Origin of the sequence: Pseudooceanicola aestuariicola (genome assembly GCF_045763785.1) — a bacterium.
Taxonomy (GTDB): domain Bacteria; phylum Pseudomonadota; class Alphaproteobacteria; order Rhodobacterales; family Rhodobacteraceae; genus Pseudooceanicola.
The window spans coordinates 615,174-628,724 of record NZ_JBJGSF010000001.1; the positions used below are offsets into that span (position 1 = coordinate 615,174).

A 13,551-nucleotide genomic window follows, 5' to 3' on the forward strand; every position below is an offset into this window, starting at 1 on the left:
CCCGGTCAGTTCGTCACCGCATACGCATCTGTAAAGCCAGCCGCCTTGATCTTTTTCAGCAGGGCGGCGCGTTCGTCCGTAGTTGTGGCAGGTCCGACAACAACCCGCCAGAAGGTTTTCCCTCTGGAAGATTGTTTCAGCACCTCGGGGATCATCCCCGATTGGCGCATCGCAACTGCCGTGTTTCTCGCGTTCTGTTCGACGCTGAAAATGCCAATCTGGATGTAGGGCTTGTCAAGCGTGGACGCCGGGGCAGGGGCGGGCGTCGGCAAAGGCGCGCTGACCGGCGCGGTGGCGGCGGGGGCCGCTTGCACCTCGGTGTCATCGGCCAAGGCTTGTGCTGTCGGCTCTGCGACGTCGTCTTTTTTCTGCCAGAACCAGCGACGCTTTTTCGGCGCATCCGTGGGCGTTGCGGCTTCTGCGACAGGGGTTTCCGCTGCAATTTCGACCGCCGCAGAGGCGCCGTCCACGGGATCCAGCGTGGCGGTTTCAACAGCCTCGGGCGCGGGCATTGCGGCAGCCGTCGTCGCGGCGGCGGGCGCTGGCGCAGGGGTGGCGGGTGCTGTGGGCACCTCTTCGCGGCGCAGCGCGGTGACGTTCAAATTCACGGGCTGACCGGCCAGCATTCCCAAGGCTTCAGCCGCGTCGGACGACACTTGGAAGCGTGGGCCAGAGCGTTCGACCGACGGTTTGAACAACGCGCCGATCACGAACTTGTTGTTCGCCGTGTTGCGGATCAGGGCGCGTTCAGGCTCGGTCACATCGGGGTGCGCGACCCAGACACCGCCCAAAGACGGGCGACCATCCCAAAGACCGGATTCGGAGGCTTGAAAGACCTCGGGCGCTTCGACGTCCCGTTCGACCAGACGGGTCGAGCCGCCGGTGGAAGCCCCATCGGTGTTGGATTGGAACAGGGTGCCGCCACCCGTGCCGTTTTCCGCACAGGCCGCGATCAGGACCAGCGCGCTGACCCCTGCCAAAAGCCGCAGCTTTGGCACCGCGGATGAATATACCCCGAAAGCCATGTTTCGCCCCTTTCATGCGTGGCACAGCCACGCGGCCGGATTTCCGGCCCTGCCCTTTATTTTGGCGTAGTCTATCCAAACACGTGGCATCTGAAAAGTCTGCCGTCTGCCATCGGCGAAAAATCCCGCGGAAATGTGATCAGGCATGCAAGGCCCGGCAAGGCGCGTTTCCCGGCTTCCAGAATCAATACTTGCCCGCTAGACCGTCGCGACGCGGAGGCTTGGCAGAGTGGTCGAATGCACCGGTCTTGAAAACCGGCGGGCGTGAAAGCGTCCCCAGGGTTCGAATCCCTGAGCCTCCGCCAATCGGACCCTGTTTTGCGATTTCGATTCTAATTGCGTTCAGAACAAAGCCGATGTTCTGTTTGCCTTCGATGAACCGTAAACTTCCCGGACATTCTCTGGCGATCCTGCGCTCTGGCATCCGCGGTGCGGAACGTCCGCCGCAAAGGTCTGACCGCTCAGCGTCACCGCAAAAACTGGCTATCTGTGTTCCTTAAATCATTTACTATGTGAAGGACTAAAAAGCGCGGCACTCTTTGACGGTTCGATCTATGGAAGACATGGCGGGGAATTCTTCAGGCAAGCCGCGGAACACAAACGATGGCCTGTCGGACACATCCGAAGCTCCAGTCGCCTACCTTGGTCGGGACGCAATGGTCGCGCACCCCGGGTTCCTCGCCGCAGAACAAAAGATCGCCAGCGTCCTTCTGGATGTCCAAGCTGACAGTCCGCGGACCGCCCGTCTGATGGCGTCCTACAAGAAGTGGTTGTTTACGCACACTATTTTCGCACTCACCCTGCCGGGCCAGCGGGAGGATGACACCACCAGCCTGACCCCAAGCCAGCTTGAAAAAGCGTTGAAGGACAGGGTGTCCGTCAACCGCAACACGCTGAGCCGCTATCTGGCCGAGCTTGAGGTGTATGGGTTTCTCACGCAAACTCAGAACTCCGACGACGGCAGGATGCGCGTCATCGATGCGACGCCCTTGGCGCGCGAAGGGATGCGAAGCTGGTACAATGGCCATCTCGCCTGTCTCGATCAGCTTGACGGCGGCGATCGCCTGACGACCTCGGTTCAGCGTCCTGACCTGATTTTTCACGCTCAACCCCGAATGATCGCGCGGATCCTCGAAGATGCCGAATGGCGCAACCCGACCCCGTCGATGAGCTGCTTTCTGGAAACCGACGCTGGTGGAATGCTGGTCCACTACATGATTTCGCAGATTGGCACGGACGACCCCGTCGATGGGCGGTACATGCTTGATGAAATCGGCACCCCGGCTTTGGCGGAACGCTTCGTAATCTCGCTGTCGAACGTGAAACGGATGGTGCGCCGCGCCGAAGAGGAAGGCTGGCTGGGGTGGGAGGCGCCCCGACGGCGCGGTCGTCTTTGGGTGTCGGAACGCTTTGTCACCGACCATTTCAGGCGCCAAGCGGTGAAGTTCGAATATGTGGATCGCGCCTTCCAAGAGGCCCTGTCCGCGCATCGCTAACGAATTTTCGGCGGGGCGGGCGGGCCAAGATGTGCTCGATTTTGGACGCTGTATCGCATCGGCGTATTGGTGTATATTATATTAACTTTGCAGAGTGAGTGCGTGGTTTCGCTGTATTATCAGCGCGTTGTTTGAATTTGAGCCGAGTTGATTGTTGGTGTGGAATGATCCGCGAGTTCTTTGACACAGCAGATAACGTGAACCTGCGTAGCGCAGCGTTCCTATGGGTGCGGCAGGACGATACGCGCGACTGCGCCGCCACAGCGGTCGTGAGGGCGCACCGATGAACCATTTCTTCCGTCTGATCTGGAGCAATACCCAAGAGGCCCTTGTGCCTGTGCCCGAGGGGCTGACCGCACGGCCCCGCGGTCGTCGCCAGATGCGCCGTGCTCGGCGGATTATTCGGAAAGCACTCAGTCCGGGCGCGGCGGCGATGTTGATCGCTCTGCTGGGCCTTGTTCCGACCGCACAGGCGCAGCCCACGGGCGGCACGGTTGTTGCCGGGCAGGCGCAGATCAATCACGGCGTCGGCGCGACGACGATCGTTCAGCAAAGCGCCCGCACTGTTCTGGACTGGCAAAGCTTCTCCATCGCGGCAGGGCAGACGGTTACCTTCCAGCAGCCCTCGACCAGTGCAGTGGCGTTGAACAGGGTGACCGGCAGCGACCCCAGTTCTATTTACGGCAATCTGAACGCCAATGGCCAGGTGTTTCTAGTCAACCCGAACGGTGTCTACTTTGCGCCCGGTGCGCGGATCGATGTGGGCGGTATCGTCGCCTCGACGCTGGATGTGGGCAACGAAGAGTTCATGTCGGGCGGGCCCGTGCGGTTCAGCGGCGAAAGCGACGCCAGCGTCGTCAACGAAGGTCAGGTTACAGCAGCAGAGGGCGGATACGTCGCCTTTGTCGGGCGCAATGTCACGAACAACGGCACCATCATCGCACCCGGCGGCACGGTCGCTATGGGGGCAGGCGGCGCGGTCGAACTGACCTTCGCGAACAACAGCTTGCTAAGCTTTCAGGTCAGCGCGGACGCCTTCGACGCCGAGGTGAACAATGGCGGCACCATTCGGGCGGATGACGGGCGTGTCATCATGTCGGCGCGGTCGCGCGATGCATTGCTGAAGACGGTCGTGAACAATACCGGCGTGATCGAGGCGCGCGGCGTGCGCAGGACCAAGGGCGGCGCGATCCAACTGCTGGGCGGAGGTTCGGGCCGCGTGGCTGTGAGTGGCCGTGTTAACGTCAGCTCGGCCAAGGGCAAGGGCGGGACGGTCACCGTCAAAGGCGCCCATGTTGAGGCCAGCAACATCGCGCAAATCCTTGCACGGGGTGCTTTGGGCGGGGGCGAGATTGCCTTCGGCGGCGGCTGGAAAGGCGTCGGCGGGGACGGGACGGTCACCGCCAAGCTCGGGCATGGATCACTTCTGGACGCCAGCGCGACCGAACGTGGGGACGGTGGCACCGTCACGGTCTGGTCTAACATATACCGACCCGACGGTGAGACGCTGAGCTATGGTACCATTCTGGCAAAGGGCGGCCCCGAAGGCGGCAACGGCGGACGGATTGAAACCTCGGGTCACAAGCTGGACGTCGCCGGGATCAGGGTTGATACGTCGCCAGTGCAGGGCGAATCGGGGCTGTGGCTGCTTGATCCTTACAATGTAATTATCTCGAACGGCGCGGACGCCAACCAGTCGGGCCAGACCGCCACGGGGGACGACAGCGTCATCAACGTCGGCACGATCGAAGCGGCGCTGGCCACGACCAACGTGACCGTGTCGACAGGCGCGGGCGGCACTCAGGCGGGCGACATCACAATCGTCGATCCGCTGACGTGGTCCAGTGCCAATACCCTGACGCTAGATGCTTGGCGTTCGGTCATCATCGACGCGACCGTCGATGTCACGGGCGATGGCGGGGTGTTCCTGCACTATAATAACGGCGGCACGGATGGAAACATCACCATCAACGCGCCGTTGAACCTGACCCAGACCAGTTCCTACACGACCCAGAACGGCAGCAATGCCGCGATCCCGTATCAGATCATCACCACCTTGGGCGCCCCCGGCAGTACGACCACCACGGACCTTCAGGGGATCAATGGTAATACTTTAATGTATTATGTACTTGGCGCCGATATCGACGCCAGCGCGACGGCGACATGGAACCCTGACGGCAACGGCGGGTATCTTGGCTTCCTGCCGATTGGAGCTTTTGATCGTACGTTCGAAGGGGCTGGGCACACGATTTCGGGGCTGATGATAAATCGGCCCGACATAGAATATGTCGGCTTTTTTGACAGCGTGTGGCGGCCTCATGGCCAGGATCCTGATGGGCGCGGCGTTGTTCGCAACCTGAGGCTGACGGATGTCGACATAACTGGCGGCGGTATAGCGAAACCAACTCTGAATGTGGGCTACACGGGCGGGCTGGTCGCAAACTTTAATAGCGGCGAGATTTACAATGTCGACGTGTCGGGGACGGTCACCGGGAAACGGTGGGATTACAACCGTGGCCGTGTCTCTGCACTTCTTATCGGCCAGAATGATCTTATGGGCGTCGGCGGTGTTGTCGGCTGGGCCGGTGGTGGTGACATCAACGATGTCCACTCTTCGGTTGATGTGACCGGGGTCTATAACGTCGGCGGCCTCGTTGGCCTTTCCCTGGTGCCAGGGATCAAAAACTCGTCGTCCTCGGGCAATGTTTCTGGCGTGATGTTGACCGCCGCAGAGATTGCGGACGTGCAAAATTCCCTTGGCATTTTCACAGGACCGGTTCAGGGCGGCAGCAATATCGGTGGTATCGTGGGGCGGATCGATCACGGTGACCCCACGGTGCCGGCGCTCGATAACGCGTATTTCTCGGGTAACGTGTCCGGGCTCGACAACATTGGCGGCCTAGTTGGATATACCACCCGCAACACATTGATAAAGGATTCCTACACGACCGCGGCAGCCACCGTCACGGGCTTTACCATGTCCAGCCCGACCTTTTCGCAGGTCAACTCTTTTGCAAACAGCAAAAACGTCGGGGGATTGGTCGGGTGGAACTATAATTCGTTCATCACGGGATCGCATTCTGCGGCGACTGTTTCGGGCGCCCACTTTGTCGGTGGCTTGGTCGGATATAACGTCGGCGTCTTCGCCAGCACGAACGTCTCCGCAAACGCGCTGGACGGATCTGTTATCACGGATTCCTACGCTACGGGCGACGTCACCGGATACGGCCGCGTCGGCGGGTTGGTCGGCGCCGTGTCGCATACCGCGAGCGTCGACGCCGATGTTGATATCGTAAATTCTTATGCCACGGGTAACGTAACCGGTTTGGGGTACGTCGGCGGTGTGGTGGGTCTTAACCCTAAATGGGCCGGGATGACCAACACCTACGCGACCGGAGACGTCTCGGGCCGCACCGTGGACGGTACGTTTTACGGTTTCACCGTCGGAGGGCTTGTCGGGTACAACTTGGGTCCCGTGGCCGGGTCATATGCGACGGGCAACGTCACTGGTGCGGAAAACGGTACAGGCGGACTGGTGGGGAGTAACGGGGCGCTCGGCGAGATAACCGATTCCTATGCAACGGGCAATGTATCCGGGAATGGTCTTGTGGGCGGTCTTTCAGGGCGCAACTGGGGCCAGATCTCGGGGTCTTTCGCGTCCGGATCGTCGGTCACGGGCAACAGTAACGTGGGTGGGCTTGTCGGTCAGAACTATTCCGACCCGAGTTATCAGGGCACGATCACCAATTCTTATGCCGATGTCACGGTGACCGGTATCCAAAATATTGGCGGTCTGGTCGGGGCGAACACCGGCGGGCAGATGTCAGAGGTTTATGCGGCGGGCGCGGTCACGGGCACCACCAACGTGGGTGGTCTGGTGGGGTACAACGTCTCTAACACCTTTGTCGGCACAATCACCGATGCCTATGCGATGGGCAGCGTGACGGGCACAACGGGGCAAATTACGACTGCCATTGGCGGGCTTCTCGGCGCGAACGCCATCGGGGCCGTTGTGTCGAATGTCTATTCTACAGGCGCAGCTTCTGGCAGCACCAACGACGGCGCATTGATCGGTATAAACCACGGGTCCCTCACCAACGGTTATTGGAACACGACCACAGCGGGTTTGAATGGATTTGGAACGGACGGAGGCGCTACGGTTAACGCGTCAGGCCTCACGACCGGTATGTTGGCTGGAGGCTTACCCACGGGTTTTGATCCGGCCAAATGGTCGACGTCAGACGGTCAGACGACGCCTTGGCTTCTGTCCAACGCCAGTTTTGAGACGGTCAGCGGTGCGGTTATTCAGGCGAACGACCTAAGCGCCACGCCTGTTTCAAACCGTATCATCAGTACCGCGGCACAGTTGCAGAACATCACCATCACCGGGCTGGATGGAGACTATGTTCTGGGTGGGGCGATCGACCTGTCGGGGAACGCCAATTTCACACCGATCGGGAACAATCTCACGGCCTTCACCGGCAGCTTTAACGGAGTTGGCAACACGATCTCTGGCCTGACGATCAACCGGCCCTCGACGCAGGCCGTCGGCCTGTTCGGCAATACGCAGAACGCGACCATCCGCAACGTTGGCCTTACCGATGTGTCGATCACTGGCGATAGCCTCGTCGGCGGTCTTGTCGGGACAAGCACAGGCGGCAACATTTCGGCCAGCTACGTGACGGGGAGTGTGTCTGGCAACGCATTCGTCGGGGGGCTGGCCGGGTCTGCCAATGGCGTCCAGTTTTCGGACAGCTTTGCAACGGCTCAGGTCACGGCCAATATCAATGCCGGGGGGCTGGTCGGCGCGGCGGTCACCAGCACGTTCAGCCGCTCCTACGCCAGCGGGGCCGTGGCAAGCGCTCAACAAGGCGGCGGCCTTGTCGGCAACCTGTCCACGGGCAGCGCGATTACAGATTCCTATGCGACGGGCCCGGTTGCAGGAGGATCTGCCTTGGCCGGCCTGGTCGGACGCAGTTCCGACAGCGCAATCACCAACGCCTACGCCTCGGGCGCGGTCATTGGCAGTGGCAGTCAGGGCGGGCTTGTTGGCGTATCGGCGAATGGTGCCTCGGTCACCAATGGCTATTGGGACATATCGAGCTCGGGTCAGGCCACCAGCGCCGGGGGCACGGGTCTTACGAGCGCGCAGATGCAACAGCAGGCCAGTTTCTCTGGCTTCGATTTTGCAACCACGCCGAACTGGGTGATCTATGAGGGGCGTACCGCGCCGCTATTGGCATCCTTTCTCACGCCTTTGACGGTTACTCCGGCGTTCGGCAGCCTTGCCTATGACGGGCAAACCCTGTCGGGAAGCAGCATCACCACCTCTGTCACGGGCACGGCAACCGCGGGGGCCCAGTTCGGCCAGTCCGGTTTCTTGGGGGGCGAAGCGACCCCCTTCGGGACGAACGCCAGTGATGTTGGCACCTATGCTCTGGACCTCTGGTCTGACCAGCAGGGGTATCATATCCAACCTGTCTCAAGCACGATCCAGATCACACCGCGCGTGCTGGACGGGACGCTCACCAATGGCCAATCGGTTTACGGCGACAGCTTGCAGGCGAGTAACGTCACCTATTCCAATCTGGTGTCCGGCGATAACGTTACGGTCGATATCGCCCTGAACCTGGCCGGGCCTTTCAGCGGCAGCGGCTATCTTCAGGCCGGCACCTACTCCAACGCGGTCACAGCCACTGGTCTGAGCGGGACCGACGCGGGCAACTACACGCTCGGCACGTTCACCGGCGGCAGCTACACTGTCACTCGGCGCACCCTGACGACGACCGTCGCGGCTGGCAGTTCGATCTATGCTCTACCGCTAACGCCCGGGGCGGCCAGCTTTGATGCCTTGATTGCAGGCGATGTCGTCACCGCAGGGGTGTCGGTGAATACCGCAGGCAACCTTAGCGGCAGCGGAAATCCAAACGTGGGAAGCTACGCCCATAGCGTTACCCTCGGCGGTGCGGACGCGGCCAACTACACGTTGTCAGTGGTGGATGGCGGCTACACCATCACGCCGCGAAGTCTTACTGCCGACATCGCTGCAGGGACGTCGATATATGGCAACGCCCTGACACCGGGTATAGCGACTCTCGACTATGTCCGCACCGGTGACACTGTTGGTACGTTGGTTTCTATTACCGCGACGGGCAATGAAAGCGGCGCCGGATTTTTGAACGCTGGCAGCTACGCTCAGACAGCCACGCTAACAGGCGCCGACGCGGGCAACTACGATCTCCGCGGCGCGTCGGACGGTGGCTACACAGTCACGGCGCGCGCTCTGAACGGTTCGATTGCGGCCGGGTCTTCGGTCTACGGCGATACGCTGGCACCGGGAGTGGTGAGCTTCTCCAGCCTGCTGTCAGGCGACACGGTTAGCGCGGCGATTGACGTGGACACGGCTGGCAACCTGAGCGGTGCGGGCCATCTGAACGCCGGAAGCTACGCGAGCATTCAGAGCGTCTCTGGCCTGAACGGCGTTGACGCCGCGAACTACAGCATCGGCAGCTTCACAGATGGCGGTTACACCGTCACCGCACGCGCTCTGAGTGGGGCGATTGCGGCGGGTAACTCCATCTACGGCGACGCATTGGCTCCGGGGATGGCGAGCTTTGATGACCTCCTGTCAGGCGACATCGTCAGCGCCGCGGTGTCGGTAGACACCACAGGCAATCTCAGCGGTGCAGGTCATCTGAGAGCAGGCAACTACGCCAGCATCCAGAGCATCTCTGGCCTAAACGGCGCAGACGCCGGCAACTATACCATCGGTAGCTTCACCGACGGCGGCTACTCCGTCACAACGCGCAGCCTTGCGGCGACCATCACAGCGGGCACGTCGGTATATGGCGACGCCCTGACACCGGGTACCGTGAGCCTCGCCAGTATCCTTCCCGGCGACCTTGTTGGGTCGTTCGTATCTATGAACGTGACCGGCAATGAAAGTGGCGCCGGGTATCTCAACGTCGGCAGCTATGATCAGACAGCTTCTCTGACGGGCACCGACGCCGCCAATTACGCCATCGGCAGCGTAGCGGACGGTGGCTTCACCGTCACGGCGCGCGCTCTGAACGGTTCGATTGCGGCCGGTTCTTCGATCTACGGCGATACGCTGGCACCAGGAGTTGTGAGCTTCTCCAGTCTGCTGTCAGGCGACACGGTCAGCGCGAAGATCAACGTGGACACGACAGGTGCCCTGAGCGGCGCGGGCCATCTGAACGCCGGAAGCTACGCGAGCATTCAGAGCATCTCGGGCTTGAGCGGCACTGACGCCGCGAACTACAGCATCGGCAGCTTTACGGACGGTGGCTATACCGTCACCGCGCGCGCTCTGAGTGGGGCGATTGCGGCGGGTAGCTCGATCTATGGCGACGCGCTTGCGCCGGGAACGGCGAGCTTTGATGACCTGCTGTCCGGCGACATCGTCAGCGCGGTGGTGTCGGTAGACACTACAGGCAACCTGAGCGGCGCGGGTTATCTGAGGGCAGGGATTTACGCCAGCGTCCAGAGCATCTCTGGCCTGAGCGGCGTGGACGCAGGCAACTATACCATCGGCGGCTTCACGGACGGCGGCTACACCGTCAGCCAACGCGTTCTGAGCGGATCCATTGCGGCCGGATCGTCGGTCTATGGTGACGCCCTCACGCCCGCGGCGCTGACCCTGAGCGGTGTGTTGGCCGGGGATAGTACATCGGGGACTTCGGCGGTGTCTTTCAGCGCGGGACAGGTAAGCGGCGCTGGTCACCTGAACGCTGGCAGCTATGCTCAAATAGCCTCGTTGACTGGCGCCGACGCCGCCAACTACGCCATCGGCAGCGTGACGGACGGTGGCTACACCGTCACGACGCGCGCCCTGAACGGTGCGATTGCGGCCGGTTCTTCAGTCTACGGCGATACGCTGGCACCGGGAGTGGTGAGCTTCTCCAGCCTGCTGTCCGGCGACACGGTTAGCGCCACGACTGACGTGGACACGGCAGGTAACCTGAGCAACGCAGGCCATCTGAACGCCGGAAGCTACGCGAGCATTCAGAGCATCTCGGGCTTGAGTGGCACTGACGCCGCCAACTACAGCATCGGCAGCTTCACGGATGGCGGCTATACCGTCACCGCGCGCGCTCTGAGCGGGGCTATTGCGGCGGGTAGCTCGATCTATGGCGACGCATTGGTGCTGGGGACGGCGAGCTTTGATGACCTTCTGTCAGGCGACATCGTCAGCGCGGCGGTTTCTGTGGATACCACAGGCAATCTCAGCGGGGCGGGTCATCTGAACGCAGGGACCTACGCCAGCGTCCAGAGCATCTCTGGCCTGAACGGCGCCGACGCAGGCAACTATACCATCGGCGGCTTCACGGACGGCGGCTACACCGTCAGCCAACGCGCTCTGAGCGGATCCATTGCGGCCGGATCGTCGGTCTATGGTGACGCCCTCACGCCCGGAGCGCTGACCCTGAGCGGTGTGCTGGCCGGGGATAGTACATCGGGGACTTCGGCGGTGTCTTACAGCGCGGGACAGGTGAGCGGTGCAGGTCATCTGAGCGTGGGTAGCTATGCTCAGACGGCCTCGTTGGCTGGCGCCGACGCTGCCAACTACGCAATCGGCAGCGTAGCGGACGGTGGCTACACCGTCACGGCGCGCGCCTTGAACGGTGCGATTGCGGCGGGATCCTCGGTCTATGGCGACACGCTGACACCGGGGGTTGTGAGCTTCAGCAGCCTGCTGTCGGGTGACACGGTCAACGCCGCGATCGACGTGGACACGGCAGGCAACCTGAGCGGTGCGGGCAAATTGAACGCGGGCAGCTATGCCAGCATTAAGAGTGTCTCGGGCCTAACCGGCGTCGACGCCGCGAACTACAGCATCGGCAGCTTCACGGATGGCGGCTACACCGTGACCGCGCGCGCCCTGAGCGCGACGATCAGCGGTCATCCGACGAAACTCTATGACCAAACCACACAGGCCGCTCTGACACCGAATGACTTCACGCTAAACGGCCTAGCCGTGGGCGAGGCGTTCATCGTGACCCAGACGTCTGGAACCTACGCCTCGGAACTCGTTGGAACCGGAATTACCGTATCCGCGGTCTTGACGGCCAGCGACTTTATCGGCGTGAACGGGACTGACGCGGCCAACTATACTCTGCCGACGTCTGCGCAGGGCACCGGTACGATCCTGTCCCTTGGGCTGAATTCGCAGGCCGGAGCGACGACGGGTGGGATCATCAATTGGTCGCCCACCATCTTTTCCACCGGGGCCTTCTTTTGGGACGTTATCGCCCAGCTTCCCAATCTGAATATTGAGAATGATGGCGTAAACCGCGATGGTGTGGGGCAATAAGCGGCGTGAGCAGACGAGCAGAACGGAAGGGCGACGCAGAATGAACCTTAGACAGGCGGCGATTGCCACTGCGGTCGCAGGAATGCTGGCCGGGAGCGCCGTGGCACAAACCGCACCGACGCCGGGCGCGGTGTTGCAGCAGACAACCTCTGCGCCCGAGGCCCCCGTGGCGCCTTCGTCGCAGATCGTGCTTCCGGGGCCGAGCGAGACGGAAAAGACCGGATCCACCTTTCCTATTCCCGTGCGAAAGCTGGAAATCTCGGGCAACAGCCTGATTGACACGGACGCTCTGCATGCTCTGGTCGCAGCGGACGAAGGCCGGACGCTGACCCTTGACCAATTGTTCGAAGTGGTCGCCCGCATCACCGCCGCATACCGCGCTGCGGGCTATCCGGTGGCCTATGCCTATCTGCCCGCGCAAATCGTCGAAAACGGTGTCATCCGGATCGAGGTGATCGAGCCGGTCTATGACCAGATCCAAGTGACGGGCACATCACGTTTCAAAGCAGAGCAGGCCCGCGCAACCGTGGGCGTCGCCTCAGGCGAACCTGTGGCCGAAGAGCCGCTGCACCGTGGGCTTTTGCTGTTGCAGGAAACACCCGGCGTTATCGTCAACGGTGTGCTGTTGCCCGGGGCCACGCCCGGCACCACCAGCCTAAGGTTGGAGCGGAGCGACCAGCCCCTGCTGTCTGGCCAAGCGACGCTGGACAATTATGGCAACACCTATACCGGACAGGTGATGGCCAATACGGCTGTCACATTGGCCAATCCTTTTGGCTGGGGCAGCGCATTTTCGTTGAATACAACGCTGTCGCAGGGCGGTGGGCTGAAGGCGCTGGCATTTAACGCAAGCTCACCTGATTTGGGCAATGGGTTGCGCTTGGGGGCCTATGCCTCGACCACGCGCTATAAACTGGGTGGCGCGTTCGCGGCCCTTGATCAGGTGGGATGGGCACGACAACTGGGCGCGCAGCTAAGTTACCCGGTGGTGCTGTCCCCCGGCAAACGGCTTACCCTGCGTCTTGATCTGGTCGATACCAAGATGGGCCAGAACACCCGCAGTACCGGCGCCGAGGAACGGCAGCACGTGCAGTTGATGCGGCTGGAGATGAGCGGCGCGCGCATTGGCGACAACGGTGCTGTCACGTCAGGCCGGATCGCACTGAATTTCGGTAAGCTGACGCTGGGACCGGCGGCTGCACGCGCGGCGGACGCCGCCGGACCAAGGGCAGCAGGGTCGTTTGCCACACTACGGTTCCAACTTGACCATTCACGACCGATTGCCGAAGGCGTTGCCCTGAACCTTGGGATCAGCGGTCAATTGGCCAACAAGAACCTAGACAGTTCGCAAAAATTCTACCTCGGCGGTCCAAATGGTTTGATGAGCACGGCCGTCGGCGCAGGTGGCGGTGACAATGGCGTGCTGGTCAAGGTAGGCCTGAGCCGAACATTGACGACCAATCTGCCCGGGCAACTGACGCTGAGTGGACAGCTGCAATGGGGCGCGGTCCGGGTCGATCATACGTCCTATGCCGGGGGCGCCACGCCCAACACGCTATCGGGAAGCGCGGCCGTACTGGGCCTAAGATACCAGAAAGACCGTTGGTTCATTAATGCGGCCGCAGCGGCCCCGATCAGCGATCGTGGCCTGCAATCAGCCGGACGGCTTTGGCTAAGTGCCGGCGTCACCTTTTAG

The 13,551-nt window shown here is 61.7% G+C and carries 4 protein-coding genes and 1 tRNA gene; 4 read left to right on the forward strand and 1 reads right to left on the reverse strand.

What is annotated here, in order from left to right; translation table 11 throughout:
* Positions 1–5: 5 nt before the first annotated feature.
* Positions 6–1,025: an SPOR domain-containing protein gene (locus tag ACI3GR_RS02870; protein ID WP_407492449.1), complete on the reverse strand. Its 1,020-nt coding sequence runs from the start codon at positions 1,023–1,025 to the stop codon at positions 6–8.
* A gap of 215 nt (positions 1,026–1,240) precedes the next feature.
* Here ACI3GR_RS02870 and ACI3GR_RS02875 point away from each other — a divergent pair.
* The 4 genes from ACI3GR_RS02875 (at position 1,241) to ACI3GR_RS02890 (ending at position 13,551) form a co-directional block, all read left to right on the forward strand.
* A tRNA-Ser gene (locus ACI3GR_RS02875) sits at positions 1,241–1,330 on the forward strand.
* A 234-nt stretch (positions 1,331–1,564) separates the two neighbouring features.
* A complete protein-coding gene (locus ACI3GR_RS02880) occupies positions 1,565–2,521 on the forward strand; it encodes a hypothetical protein (RefSeq protein WP_407492450.1) in 957 nt (318 codons plus the stop codon).
* 283 nt (positions 2,522–2,804) lie between these two features.
* The gene (locus ACI3GR_RS02885; protein WP_407492452.1) at positions 2,805–11,855 is read left to right on the forward strand and encodes a two-partner secretion domain-containing protein; all 9,051 of its coding nucleotides are present in this window, start codon (positions 2,805–2,807) and stop codon (positions 11,853–11,855) included.
* 40 nt (positions 11,856–11,895) lie between these two features.
* Entirely contained in the window at positions 11,896–13,551 is a 1,656-nt protein-coding gene (locus ACI3GR_RS02890; protein ID WP_407492454.1) for a ShlB/FhaC/HecB family hemolysin secretion/activation protein, read from the forward strand.